13 protein-coding genes and 1 pseudogene are annotated in these 12,231 nt (G+C 51.4%); 6 read left to right on the top strand and 8 right to left on the bottom strand.

Annotation, left to right across the window (positions count from 1 at the left end; genetic code table 11):
- Window positions 1-1,632, bottom strand: a complete 1,632-nt coding sequence (locus AYI87_RS07050; protein ID WP_144200819.1) for an ABC transporter permease — start codon at window positions 1,630-1,632, stop codon at window positions 1-3.
- A 157-nt stretch (window positions 1,633-1,789) separates the two neighbouring features.
- On the bottom strand, window positions 1,790-2,797 hold the full coding sequence (locus AYI87_RS07045) for a Fe(3+) ABC transporter substrate-binding protein (RefSeq protein ID WP_144200817.1): 1,008 nt from the start codon (window positions 2,795-2,797) through the stop codon (window positions 1,790-1,792).
- Window positions 2,798-2,966: 169 nt separating this feature from the next.
- Here AYI87_RS07045 and AYI87_RS07040 point away from each other — a divergent pair, with 169 nt between their 5' ends.
- Window positions 2,967-3,437 carry a hypothetical protein gene (locus AYI87_RS07040; protein WP_144200815.1) on the top strand — a complete coding sequence of 157 codons (471 nt, stop codon included), beginning with the start codon at window positions 2,967-2,969 and terminating at the stop codon, window positions 3,435-3,437.
- Between the two features lie 71 nt (window positions 3,438-3,508).
- On the opposite strand, the gene AYI87_RS07035 is transcribed toward AYI87_RS07040, so the two are convergent.
- From AYI87_RS07035 to AYI87_RS07025, 3 genes are all read right to left on the bottom strand, one after another.
- The gene (locus tag AYI87_RS07035; protein WP_144200814.1) at window positions 3,509-4,108 is read right to left on the bottom strand and encodes a glutathione S-transferase N-terminal domain-containing protein; all 600 of its coding nucleotides are present in this window, start codon (window positions 4,106-4,108) and stop codon (window positions 3,509-3,511) included.
- Between the two features lie 10 nt (window positions 4,109-4,118).
- Window positions 4,119-4,859, bottom strand: a complete 741-nt coding sequence (locus tag AYI87_RS07030) for a ferredoxin--NADP reductase (RefSeq protein ID WP_144201240.1) — start codon at window positions 4,857-4,859, stop codon at window positions 4,119-4,121.
- Between the two features lie 129 nt (window positions 4,860-4,988).
- Window positions 4,989-5,570 carry a DUF5610 domain-containing protein gene (locus AYI87_RS07025; protein ID WP_144200812.1) on the bottom strand — a complete coding sequence of 194 codons (582 nt, stop codon included), beginning with the start codon at window positions 5,568-5,570 and terminating at the stop codon, window positions 4,989-4,991.
- Between the two features lie 152 nt (window positions 5,571-5,722).
- Here AYI87_RS07025 and AYI87_RS07020 point away from each other — a divergent pair, with 152 nt between their 5' ends.
- Together AYI87_RS07020 and AYI87_RS21405 are read left to right on the top strand one after the other, a co-directional pair.
- Window positions 5,723-6,259 (top strand): phosphoglycerate mutase family protein, encoded by a 537-nt coding sequence (locus AYI87_RS07020; protein ID WP_144200810.1) that lies wholly within the window; start codon window positions 5,723-5,725, stop codon window positions 6,257-6,259.
- 113 nt (window positions 6,260-6,372) lie between these two features.
- The gene (locus AYI87_RS21405; RefSeq protein ID WP_144200808.1) at window positions 6,373-6,582 is read left to right on the top strand and encodes a hypothetical protein; all 210 of its coding nucleotides are present in this window, start codon (window positions 6,373-6,375) and stop codon (window positions 6,580-6,582) included.
- A 30-nt stretch (window positions 6,583-6,612) separates the two neighbouring features.
- Here the strand turns inward: AYI87_RS21405 and AYI87_RS07010 are convergent, their stop codons facing one another.
- Together AYI87_RS07010 and AYI87_RS07005 are read right to left on the bottom strand one after the other, a co-directional pair.
- On the bottom strand, window positions 6,613-6,870 hold the full coding sequence (locus AYI87_RS07010) for a hypothetical protein (protein WP_144200806.1): 258 nt from the start codon (window positions 6,868-6,870) through the stop codon (window positions 6,613-6,615).
- 75 nt (window positions 6,871-6,945) lie between these two features.
- Window positions 6,946-8,721 carry an ABCB family ABC transporter ATP-binding protein/permease gene (locus AYI87_RS07005; protein WP_144200804.1) on the bottom strand — a complete coding sequence of 592 codons (1,776 nt, stop codon included), beginning with the start codon at window positions 8,719-8,721 and terminating at the stop codon, window positions 6,946-6,948.
- A 291-nt stretch (window positions 8,722-9,012) separates the two neighbouring features.
- Between AYI87_RS07005 and AYI87_RS07000 the strand changes: the two genes are divergently transcribed.
- Window positions 9,013-9,297, top strand: coding sequence for a hypothetical protein (locus tag AYI87_RS07000; protein WP_041406420.1), 285 nt, complete (start codon window positions 9,013-9,015; stop codon window positions 9,295-9,297).
- Window positions 9,298-9,422: 125 nt separating this feature from the next.
- On the opposite strand, the gene aroG is transcribed toward AYI87_RS07000, so the two are convergent.
- Window positions 9,423-10,475, bottom strand: a complete 1,053-nt coding sequence (gene aroG / locus AYI87_RS06995; protein WP_144200802.1) for a 3-deoxy-7-phosphoheptulonate synthase AroG — start codon at window positions 10,473-10,475, stop codon at window positions 9,423-9,425.
- A gap of 377 nt (window positions 10,476-10,852) precedes the next feature.
- Between aroG and AYI87_RS06990 the strand changes: the two genes are divergently transcribed.
- Both AYI87_RS06990 and AYI87_RS06985 read left to right on the top strand, forming a co-directional pair.
- Entirely contained in the window at window positions 10,853-11,632 is a 780-nt protein-coding gene (locus AYI87_RS06990) for a substrate-binding periplasmic protein (protein WP_260865097.1), read from the top strand.
- A gap of 361 nt (window positions 11,633-11,993) precedes the next feature.
- A pseudogene (locus tag AYI87_RS06985) lies at window positions 11,994-12,231 on the top strand (IS4 family transposase); the annotation flags it as partial.

Here is a 12,231-nt window from a genome sequence, read left to right as displayed (position 1 = left end):
TTAGTTACCTTGCTCCAAGGAGCGATTGAGATAAATAAGCGGGACTAACCCCACCAAGACGATCACTATGGCCCCCAGGGCGCCCTGCTCGAGCTGTTCGTCCGAGACAAACTGATAGACATAGGTGGCGAGATTCTCAAACCCCACGGGCCTGAGCAGCAAAGCCGCCGGCAGCTCCTTCATACACTCGATAAAGACCAGCAAGATGGCGGCGAAGATGCCGCTGCGAAGCAATGGTAGATGGATCCGCGATAGAATGGCGCTGGGCCTCATCCCCATGGTAACCGATGCCATATCCAGCGAGGGACTGATCTGCTTATAGCTGTTTTCTATGCTGCCGATGGCGATGGCGGCAAAGCGGATCGCAAAGGCAAAAATTAATACAAACAGGGTACCACTGAAGATAAGCCCAGGCCCACTCTGGTCGAAATAGGCATAGAGATCGTTGACAGTGAAATCAAGAAGGCTCAGAGGCACCAAGACGCCAATCGCCAGCACAGTACCCGGCAGGGCATAGCCCGTCGAGGCCAGACGTGACGGCAGGATATCGATTTTTCTTGGGCTGCAGCGCCGGACAAACATCAAGAGCAAGGCGAACACCACAGTGACTAGACTGACCACTAGGGCAATGATCAGGCTGTTGAGACTGTATTCCCAGAAGGCCTGATTCCAACTGACATCAAAGTAGTCCCAGGCATACCCCAGCAAGACCCAAATCGGCAGGCCGAAGGCCAACAGCAGCAGCACAGCGCAATAGCCCGCGGCGAGCCAGGCCTTGAAACCCGTTAGCGCATATCGTTCGTGGGAGGTTATCGGCGTCTGTTTCTGAAACAGCTGCTGTTTACGCCGGGCAAAGCGCTCGGCGCCGATCAGACAGAAGACCACCAGCAGTATGATGGCTGAGAGTTTAGCTGCCGCCGCCAGACTGCCGTATCCCAGCCAGGTATCGTAGACCGCCGTCGTCAAGGTAGGCACGGCAAAGTAGCTGACGGTAGCGAAATCGGCGGCCGTCTCCATCGCCACCAGCGCCGCCCCCACCGCCAAGGCGGGCCGTGCCATAGGCAAATTCAGACGCCAGAAACTGCGCCAGGGCCCCACCCCCATCACTCTGGAGGCGTGCAGCAGGCTTGGCGACTGCTCCATGAAGGCGGTGCGCGCCAGCAAATAAATATAGGGAAACAGCACCAGCGCCAGCATCACAGACGCACCGCCCAGGGTGCGCACATCGGGAAAATAATAATCCGTAGGCGACAACCAGCCGTTAACTTGCCTCAGCCAGGCCTGAACCGGCCCGGCATAATCCAGCAGGTCCGTATAGACATAGGCCACCACATAGGCGGGCATGGCTAGGGGTAGCAGCAACGCCCACTGAAACCCATTGCGTCCGGGAAAATCACAGCGGGCCACACACCAGGCCGCAGGCACGGCGATCAGCAAGGCGCCCAGGCTGACAAACAACATTAAGGCCAAGGTGTTGAAAATATAGGTCGGCAGAACGGTTTGCATCAGGTGACCGAATACCGCCTCATCTGGCACCATTGCCTGTATGCAGATGGCTCCCAGCGGCAGGGCGAAGCAGATGGCGGTCAGATAGCTTAGGGTCGACCAGGATTTGGGAAAGCCTAAAATCATAGAAAATCTCAATAAAGCGAGTCAGGCCATTATCTGTGACCAACTTAAATCTAAGCTTAAACGCAAACGATTATTAATTGAATAGTGACCCATGCGGCATAAAAACGAGATAGCCTTCCCGAAGGAAGGCTATCTTTTGAGCAACGACCGCCTATCACTAGAGATCGAACTTGACCTGATCGAGTAACTTCACCGCCGCGCCGTGATACTCGGCCAGCTTGTGGATGGGAAGTTCATCGGCCTTATACTCTCCCCAGGAGGCTACCAGCTTAGACGGCTTCACATCTGCCTTGACTGGATATTCCATGTTGAGCTCGGCGTAAGTCTGCTGCGCCTGTTGACCTGAGAGGTATTCCATCAACTTGATGGCGTTCTCGCGCTCTGGAGCATACTTAGCCAGGGCCATGCCTGAGACATTGATGTGAGCACCGCGATTTTTCTGATTCGGGAAGTTGATGTTGACCGCCTCGGCCCAAGGCACCTGCTTAGGATCTTGTAACATCTTACCCAGGTAATAGCTGTTACCTATGGCGATATCACACAGCCCCTCTTTAACCGCCTTCACCTGCGCCCTGTCGTTACCCTGTGGCTTGCGGGCCAGGTTTACCTTAACGCCTTCTAGCCAGGTCTTAGTGTCTGCCTCACCATGATGGGCGATCATCGACGCCACCAGAGAGATGTTGTAGGGGTGCTTACCGCTACGGGTACAGATCTTGCCCTTAAATTTAGGATCCGCCAGATCTTCATAATCGATCTCCAAGGGGCCCAGACGCTCCTTAGAAGAGTAGATATTTCTCACGCGTTTCGTCAGGGCAAACCAATCGCCATTGGGCGAGCGAAGATTCGCAGGAATATTCTGCGCTAAGGTCTCGCTGTCGACCGAGGCCACCAGCCCTTTATCCGCCAACTCCATCAAACGGGAGAAATCTGAGGTGAGCACAAGATCCGCTGGTGACAGACGTCCCTCGCGGGCAATTCGCTCGGCAATGCCCTGTTTGGCAAAAACCAGATTGACCTTGATGCCAGTCTCCTTGGTAAAGTCAGCCAAAATGGGATCGATAAGAAAAGCCTGTCGGTAGGAATAAACCGTGATGCTGTCGGCCGCATTGGCCATTGAAGTGACACAAGCAAAACCCAGAACAGCCAAACGTTTCATGAATCTCATGCAATACTCCGCTATAAGTTTAATGATAATAATTATCAATTGCGTCAAGGGTAATCAATCTGGCAGAAAACGGCAAGTGAGATTCATCAAAATTTGCGAGGCCGCTCATTTTGACCAAAAAAGCCTCGCTGACTAGACTCAAAGGACTCGGCCACAAAAAGGATCTCATATGTTTCTGGAAATTCTCGCGCTGATACTCGCCGTCATTCTTATTTTATTCCTGTTTAAACATAGATTTACTCGGGTACGAGTCAGGCGGGCCCGCAGGGCCGCCGTGCAGCAGGCCAACCTGAGTGCCAGGATGATCAGCGAAGAAGTTCCCCATGCGCCGACGCCCAGCCTCAATACCAGTCACCCCTATCACTGTGTCGAGATAGTCAACGACGAGGGCCTGTGTGGCAGCGCAAAGAAATTAAAAGGCAAACGATTCCTCTCCAAAGATGCGCCGACGTTTCCGCTCCCAGGCTGCAGCGAGAGTGAATGTAGCTGCCGATATCTTCATCATGAAGACAGACGTGGACAAAATGAAGACAGGCGGGTCGACTTCGGTGTAACCCGTGAACTCTATGGTGTGTTTGGCGAGCCCAACAGGCGCAGTCAACCGGCTAAGGGACGGCGCCATACTGATACTCGCCACTAACTTCTAACGGCTAACTGCTAAGCACTGCACCCAAATCTGTGAGTACAAGCTCTTTAGTGATACAGCCAAGCCTAGACGTGGGGGCGTGTGGTTAACATGGCCGCGCTCTTGGAGAAGGTCTCTAGCCATCTGGCCGTCGCCGGGGCAACCTTACGCCAATCCAGATCCGGATGACGAAAATCTATATACTCTAGCAGGCAGGCGAGGCAGATCTGCTGCAAGGACACCTTGCTGTGGCCAGAAATGGCCATCAGCTCTATCTGCGCCAAGCCCCTGAGTAATGCCTGTTCAAACCGCGCCGTCCAAAATGGACTACGCAAGCCCTCATCGTCGCGCATCTGCTCCTGTCTTAAGGCCACCGCGCTATCGAGTAAGCCCTTAATCAGGGAGTACTGGGTCTCGCCATACCAGGAATCACCGGGCTGTCCAAACAGCTCGCCACCGCAATACTCATGATCCAGATAGCGCAGGATCACTTCGCTGTCATACAAGGTGCCACCATCGTTTAACAGCAGACAAGGGATCTTGGCCAGCGGATTGGCATCCAGCAATAGCTCGGTATTCTCAAGAGGATTGACGGCAACCGGCTCGATCCCCCTGATGGCAAATTGTGCAATAACGACCCGCACGGTTCTGGCGTAGGGTGACGCCAGCGAAAAGAGTAATTGCATATCGCTTCCTCTACCAATATTTCTCGACGGTGATCTGCCCTGGCGCGCGGCGAAGATTCTTAGCCAGCCCGCGGGACTGCAACAGGGTATTGAGCTCCTTGATCATCTCTGGATGGCCACAGATCATCACCTGCGAATCTTGCGCGCTCAGCTTGAGCCCAACCTGCTGCTCGATCACACCGCTCTCGACGCCTTGGGTGATGCGGCAACTGAGCGCGTCTTCCATCGGCTCCCGAGTCACTGAGGTGACTAAGGTAAACTTTCCGGGGTATTTGGCCTCGAACGCCTTAAGCTCTTCATAATAGGCGAGATCCTCTTGATAGCGCACGCCGTAGACCAAGATCACCCGCTCAAAACGCTGCCATGGCTCGGTGGTTCTCATCATGGAGATAAAGGGGCCCACCGCGGTTCCTGTGGCAAAAAACCACATATGCTTGCCCTGGGCTGGGATCTCATCCAGCGTCATGAAGCCCGCCGCCTTAGTGGAGATATCGATACTGTCTCCCGGGGCTAGGGCCTGCAACTTAGGCGATAGCAGACCATCGTCGACACTGACCGCCAGCACCTCCAGCAGCGGCGCATCGGGCGCATTGACCAGTGAATAGGCTCTGGCGACACGTTTATCGTCAATATGCAGCGACAACTTAATGAATTGCCCGGCAATGAACTCGCCGATATCGGCCGACAGCTTCAGGGTAAATAACTGATCGCTCCAGTCAATCCGCTCTACAACCTTTGCCTCTCCCCACATATCGCCACCTCTGCTGGCATCAATCAATACTGATACTCCCATGATTCATAGATTTTCTATCCGAGTCAAGACAACAAAAAACCCCTTATCTTAAGGGGTTTATCGAAATCTAATGGGAGTCAGGAGGCCTTATTCTTGCTCTGTCTCTTGATTGAAACTGTCTCTGAATGCCTGCAGCCCTTCCTGTACTAGGCCATAGGTCTTGTCGACCCCAGCAGCAATATCACCTTCAAGCACCTTGAGTCCTGAGAGGATATCTTTGGCCTCATCGAAACCTTGGTCTATGGCACCACCGATTTTGTCCATGAAGGAGCTGAGCTGCTCATCGAAGGACATGCTGCTGTTTTGCTCCTGATGTATGGCAAAAAACTGAGTCGCAAAGCTGACGATGCGCTCGGCCGTCGCCTCGGGTGAGGTATCCACCCCTTGAGCTACCGCCGTCTCGATGGCGTGCTCACCCATGGTTGGTGCCAGCTCTTCATTAATCGCCTCAATCGCCGCCTTATACAACAGCTGCATGGGCTCATTGCCCGCGCTCAAGTTCACCTCTTGCTGCGCTTCCAGGATCGCCGTATTCATCAGCTGTTTACTGGCCGCCAATGCCGTCTTGTTCTTGGCCACTTCGGAGACTTGTTGACCATGGTTAGTCGTCGAATCTGTCTTGTTGTGCGCCGCCGCAGATACGGCTCCGCCGTGATTTTGAATCTCCATAATCGCCTCGCTCACCAAATTAAATTAACCCTCAGCTATTATTATCGTCCATTTTGTAAGCAACTTTAGCGCAAATGCCCAATTAATCTGTCATCGGCAATACAGCCAAAATGCGATATGCTAACCAATTCGTTAATTAAATAAGGGTTCCCATGTTACGACTCATCAGCTTTGGACTTCTCGCCCTGGTAGCATACCTGCCGATGGCGCAGGCCAATCCAGCGATCGCCAGCAAGACGGTAATTCTGGTGCGTCATGCCGAAAAAGCCGACCAGGGACGCGACCCTAGCTTGAATGACGCGGGCAAGTTGCGAGCACAGGCATTGGTTGAAAGCTTGGGCGATACCCCACTCAGCCTAGCCATATCCACACAATTTAAGCGCACCCAGGAAACCTTAACGCCGCTTATTATCGCCAGAGGAATTCCTTTAGTTGTCATCGACGCAGGCAGGGATATGGACAAACATATTGCGACCATTGCCGACAAGGTGATGGCGCAGCAGGGCAATGTGATCATTGCCGGCCACTCCAATACTGTGCCACTGATCATCAAGGCACTTCGAGGACCCGAAATACCTCAATTGAGAGAGGATGAATATGACAATTTGTTTATCCTTTCCCTGCCCCAAGATGGCGCAAGTAGCCTGATAAAAACCCAATATGGTGCAACTTCAGGCAATACCCAATAAGGATTAGACATTAGTCTAGATAGCGCTAGCTTTATGATCTAAACTTGATTACATTAGCGATATATGGAATAGCAGCACGCGCTGACATTAAGCGCAGCCACGGAGAATCACTGGTGAGTAATTCGTTTTTTGGAGCGGGAAATAAAAGTAAACCTTTGTCGGTTAGCTGTCAAAACTGCAACCGATTAACGGTTATCGAAGGCGAGACCATCTGCTTCAAGGGTGGAGAGATCATTAGACTGACCCCCTATGAGCCGCAAAATACCAAGCTCAGCCTCCTCTGTGACGGTTGGAAGCCGATCAACACCTCAAAAACTGCCTAGTCCTTCTGCCAGCCAGTCTGGCGGCAAACCCTACATCATCCCCGCATAGTCATTCGCGTAGTGCTTTACTTCACGCGTAAGGCCTTCGATTACGGTCGAGGGCGGGATCATGGCAAGGGTCAGACCCCGTGTCGTGACCCTCAGGTAGGAACTCAGCTGAGCATAGACTACCACCAACTCCTCCTGTCCCAATCCCCGCTCTCTTAAGGTCGCCATGATGGCAAGCCAATCGGTATCAACGATCCGTGCCTGGCCTTCGATACTTGCATGTATAGGGATGTTTTTCATGGGACCGCCTCCGTAGGTTAGTTATTAACAAATATTATGCAAATCAAACCTGAACGAATACTTAATCCCACACAATTAATGCTGATTTTGTACGGTCCACAATTTCTTATACTGGCCATCGGCCGCCAGCAGGCTCTGATGATCGCCACGCTCAACTATCTTGCCCTGACTCAGCACCAAGATCTGGTCGGCATCCACGACCGTCGACAGCCTGTGGGCGATAACCAGACTCGTATGCCCCTTGGCCATCTCCTTGAGCGCATTAAGAATGGCCTGCTCCGAATGGCTGTCCAGCGAAGAGGTCGCCTCGTCGAACACCAGTAATGGAGAACCCTTGAGGATCGCCCTGGCGATCGCCACCCTCTGTTTCTCGCCGCCGGAGAGTTTTAATCCGCGCTCACCCACCTTGGTGTGCCAGCCTTCGCTGAGTTGCGAGACGAAGTTTGACAGATGCGCCAGCTCTATCGCCGCCTTCACCTGCTCATCGCTCGCCCCCGGCAGACCATAACGAATATTCTCCAATAGGGAGTCGTTAAACAACACGGTATCTTGGGGCACTATGGCGATGGCGCTACGCAGCGCGTGTTGAGTCAGCGCCTTGGTATCATGGCCATCTATAGTGATAGACCCCTGCTGCGTCTCATAGAAGCGAAACAGCAGTTTCACTATGGTAGATTTCCCCGCGCCGCTATCGCCCACTATCGCCACCTTGTGACCGGCGGGGATTTCGAAACTCACATCGGACAAGATAGGCCTGTCACTGTAACGAAAACTCACCCCCTCAAATTTAAGGCTCCCTTGGGCGATCTGGGGCGATGTCGCATCGGGGGCATCCTCAATCTTGGGCTGTCTGTCTAGCAGGCTAAACATGCGCTCTATGTTGGCCAGGGCGCCGCGGATCTCACGGTAGACGAAGCCTAAAAAATTCAGCGGCATAAACAGCTGCATCATGAAGGCGTTGATTAGCACAAAGTCACCTATGGTCATGGCTCCCTGGCTCACCTGAGTTGCCGCCAGCGCCAACATCAGCGTCATCGCCAGCGAGATGATCAGCGCCTGACCGGCGTTGAGCGCAAACAATGAGAGCCGATTCTTACGCTTGGCCACCTCCCAGCGCTCGAGGGCATGATCATATTGCTCAGATTCATAGGCCTCGTTGTTAAAGTATTTCACCGTCTCATAGTTAAGCAGGCTATCTATGGCGCGGGTATTGGACTGAGAATCGGCCATCGCCGCCTCACGCACGAAGCCAGTACGCCATTCAGTGGCGAAGATAGAGAAGAGAATATAGGCGACAACGGCGCTCAGGGTAATTAACGCAAACGCCCAGCCATAGTTATAAAGCAAGATACCCACCACCAGGGCGATCTCAAGCAGGGTCGGTACTATATTGAATACCATGAAGCGCATCAGGAAGCTGACCCCGCTGGTACCGCGCTCGATATCCCGCGACAGTCCCCCGGTACGCCGCTCAAGATGAAACGCCAGATCCAACCTGTGCAGATGGTCAAACACAGACAAGCCAAGGCGTCTTATCGCCCGCTCGGTGACCCGGCCAAATAGTGTGTCTCTCACCTCTGAGATCACCGTATTGAGCAGGCGCAGGCTGCCGTATGCGAGCACCAGGGCGATGGGTACGGCGATCATCTGCTCGACTGAGGCCTCACTCAGGGTATCCACCAGCTGTTTGAGTACGAATGGCAGGCCGACACTCGCCATTTTGGCCACCACAAGACAGGCCAGCGCCAGCACGACCCGCCCCTTAAATTCCAACAAATAGGGCCAAAGCAATTTCAGGACATGCCAGTTCAGTTTATCGATAGGACCATCAAAATAGAGCGTGGGACGCATGGCAACTCCAGCTAGCATCAAGATAAGGACGATGGCATTTAGGTGAGGTTAAGATAAAAGCCATAACATACACCATCTTACCTCAGTAGACTTACCCGCCACTAGCTCAATTATCCACCTTTGCCAAGGGGTTAGCATTTTGCCTTAGATAAGGAGGTCAATTTCAGACTTTTGGCGCAGTCCCCCGTACAAACAGGTACAACTTTAGACTGATTAAATGATGGCAAAACCAGAAAAAAGCATTATTCTTGAGAGAATAATTATCAGTTTAGTGTTTCAACGGGGTAATTATTGTTATCTCTTGCCGGAGATTTTGATAATCTCAAGATCAGCTTAAGGCAGTTCAAGCTGAGTAAAAAGCAGAGCGGGAATAACCCCAAATTTTTAAAGGAAGCCGATATGCCACAATCATCTGACGTGCAATACCCTCCATTGCCATTGGTACAAACTTGGGTATGGATGATGACAGAATCGAACAGCCCAGAAATCCAACAAAAGGGTCAAAACAATTTAATATCGTCTTTTGGCAGTCTTGCTAAAGCCAACGAATATCTGGTGAAACAACAAGCCAAATAAACGGGCCAGCAGAACGCAAAAAAGGAAGCCAATTGGCTTCCTTTTTCATATTAGGGTCGGCATAGCATCAAGCGACTATCGCTAACTCCGCAACCAACAAAACTTTGGGCAAAGCTGGCATAGCGTTAGCCGCGGCGCTCGAGCACACACTGATTCAAATTTGCCAGCAAGGTTTCGGTATCTTCCCAACCGATACAGGCATCAGTGATGCTCTGGCCGTAACACAGCGGCTGCCCTTCGATATAGTCCTGACGTCCCTCAACCAGGTGGCTCTCAACCATCACACCGAAAATCGCCCGCTCACCGGCGCTTATCTGGCTGGCCACATCCTCGCCCACCAGCATCTGGCGCTTAAACTGTTTGCTGCTGTTGGCATGGCTAAAGTCCACCATAATATTTTGTGGCAGGTTAGCCTTAGCCAACTGCTCGCTGATCGCCTGCACGTGCTCGGCGCTATAGTTAGGCTCCTTGCCGCCACGCAGAATGATATGACAATCTGGGTTGCCCTTGGTGGAGACGATCGCCGAATGACCATACTTGGTCACCGACAGGAAATGATGCGGTGCACTGGCGGCGCCGATAGCATCGATAGCCACCTTGATAGTGCCATCGGTACCATTCTTGAAACCAACGGGGCAAGAGAGGCCAGATGCCAGCTCTCTGTGTACCTGTGATTCTGTAGTGCGAGCACCGATAGCGCCCCAACACATGAGATCCGCCACATATTGGGGCGTGATCATATCCAAAAATTCACCCGCGGTCGGCACACCTAACTCATTGAGATCTAAAAGCAGTTTTCGAGCTGTGCGCAGGCCATCATTCAGCTTGAAGCTATTGTCCATGTAAGGGTCATTGATCAGGCCCTTCCAACCCACTGTGGTGCGCGGTTTCTCGAAATAGACGCGCATCACTACCTCGAGTTGATCCTTATATTGCTCGCGCAATTTGGCGAGTCTCTCACCGTATTCCAGCGCCGCCTTAGGGTCGTGGATAGAACAGGGTCCGATGATCACCAGCAGACGATCATCTTCTTTTTTCAGGATATTGTGAATATTCTGCCGCGCGTTAAACACTGTTGCCGATGCATTTTCGCTTGCCGGAAATCGCTCGAGGATAGCGACAGGGGGTAACAACTCTTTAATTTTATTAATGCGAACGTCATCAGTTTGATAATACATGATATTTATTTTCCACTCCGGCTCTGGATTAAATAAGGGTCTCTCTATTGCACTACTGATTTCAATTTATCCAGTATCCACAGCTATTGCAACCAAACATTAATAAAATAAAGAAGATAAAAATAACCATCTGTTATATAAGATTAAATTATTATTTTTATTTAAAACTTCCTCAGCTAAGCCTGCTAGAAAAAACAGAAGTAACAAAACAAAGTGTTAACATTTATCTGGAAATCGACCAAAAGCCTATCTATAGTAGATTATTAATGGTCATAAGAGAGTCACATTGAGGCTCTCGATACCGCGCCGATGGCGCTACAGCCCCTGTTGAGGTAACCATCAACCCGATGAGAAGATTGCTGCTGGCATCTGGTTTTATGTTAGTTTCTAACCCACTCCTGGCACAAAATGCTAACACTGAGATCTCCTTTGCGGTCAGCAACACCATACCCCCTTACTTCTTTGCTAACGGTCAAAGCGGAATTCAATATGAGCGTCTCGCCTCCGCGTTAGCCAAGCAGTCCCTATCGATAGGCCATATCTATCTGTCACCCAATAAGCGAGCCTTTCGTCAGGTCGCCAGTGGCAATGTCGACTGCCTCATCAATGCGCCGGAAAACTTGGCGGGTCTCTACTACACCCGCAGCCTAATCAGCTACCAAAACAGCGTGTTCACCCTGGCCAGCAATAAACTGGCCATCGACTCGGTTGCCGATCTGGCCGGGATCTCTGTCATGGGGTTTCAGAACGCGACCCAATACTTAGGTAGAGACTTCTATCAGATGGCGCTCAGTAACCCACAATATGGCGAATCCAATAGTCAGAAGAGTCAGGTGATGATGCTGTTTTCCGGGCGGGTCAATGCCATCATCCTAGAGGGGCGCATCTTCGACTACTACCGCGAGCAACTCAAGTTTAGAGTCGACACCCAACAGCCAACCTCTCGCCACTCCCTATTTGCAGCGGCGCCACGCAAGATAGCCTGCCACAGTCAGTCCTTAGCGGAAAAGATAGATCTGGGTATAGCACAACTGGATAGGGAAGAAGCCGAGGTGGTGAGGAAAAGCATTCCCTCTGTACCAGAACCCAAACTCAAGCCAGAGTCTAAGCCTGAGTCGGAACTTGAACCAGTAAGGATGCCTTTAGATCTCAAGTAACCCGCTAGCTATTCATACGGCTAGCGACTCATAGGGTGAGCTGGTTATATATGGTCATTAAACCAAGGCATACATGCCTGTTTGCCTTGGTTTATGGAAGACTTAATCTTTGAATGACCTGTCTATGAATAAACTAGCCTATGAGAAAGCTTCTCTCTGAATAACATTTTCTCTAAATAACCATTTCTCTGAATAAACAGGCTAATGGATCCCTTGATGGGATTGCATCGCCTGCAGCTTGGCCTGATAACGCCGCTGACTAGGGAATCCCCAGATAATTCCCTTTTTATTCAATTCAGTAGACACGCATGGTGTTGATTGATCTAATTGATTTCGCCAAAAAACTACCAGATCCAACACCATGCGTGATGTCCATACCTTACACGATTTACTCAAAAAGCAATGCCCGCAAATACATCAAAAACGGCTTAATTCTCTGATGGTTGCTACAGAAGCGTTACTTGATGGCAATCAGTTGTCACTCACTCAGCTTGGTCGCAATATCTCTGGTGCGGTGGCGCCAAAGCACAACATCAAACGGATAGACAGGCTACTCGGCAACCCGCATCTACACTCTGATAAATTCGCTATTTATCAAT

This window comes from Shewanella sp. KCT (assembly GCF_007636505.1).
GTDB lineage: Bacteria > Pseudomonadota > Gammaproteobacteria > Enterobacterales > Shewanellaceae > Shewanella > Shewanella halotolerans.
This window is presented reverse-complemented; position numbering and strand designations above follow the sequence as displayed.

Bases quoted from the DNA above. Each gene is read 5' to 3' on its own strand.
- AYI87_RS07050 (WP_144200819.1), bottom strand. From the start codon at position 1,632: ATGATTTTAGGCTTTCCCAAATCCTGGTCGACCCTAAGCTATCTGACC.
- AYI87_RS07045 (WP_144200817.1), bottom strand. From the start codon at position 2,797: ATGAGATTCATGAAACGTTTGGCTGTTCTGGGTTTTGCTTGTGTCACT.
- AYI87_RS07035 (WP_144200814.1), bottom strand. From the start codon at position 4,108: ATGCAATTACTCTTTTCGCTGGCGTCACCCTACGCCAGAACCGTGCGG.
- AYI87_RS07005 (WP_144200804.1), bottom strand. From the start codon at position 8,721: ATGCGTCCCACGCTCTATTTTGATGGTCCTATCGATAAACTGAACTGG.
- AYI87_RS07010 (WP_144200806.1), bottom strand. From the start codon at position 6,870: ATGAAAAACATCCCTATACATGCAAGTATCGAAGGCCAGGCACGGATC.
- AYI87_RS07025 (WP_144200812.1), bottom strand. From the start codon at position 5,570: ATGGAGATTCAAAATCACGGCGGAGCCGTATCTGCGGCGGCGCACAAC.
- AYI87_RS07030 (WP_144201240.1), bottom strand. From the start codon at position 4,859: ATGTGGGGAGAGGCAAAGGTTGTAGAGCGGATTGACTGGAGCGATCAG.
- AYI87_RS07020 (WP_144200810.1), top strand. From the start codon at position 5,723: ATGTTACGACTCATCAGCTTTGGACTTCTCGCCCTGGTAGCATACCTG.
- aroG (WP_144200802.1), bottom strand. From the start codon at position 10,475: ATGTATTATCAAACTGATGACGTTCGCATTAATAAAATTAAAGAGTTG.
- AYI87_RS06990 (WP_260865097.1), top strand. From the start codon at position 10,853: ATGTTAGTTTCTAACCCACTCCTGGCACAAAATGCTAACACTGAGATC.
- AYI87_RS07040 (WP_144200815.1), top strand. From the start codon at position 2,967: ATGTTTCTGGAAATTCTCGCGCTGATACTCGCCGTCATTCTTATTTTA.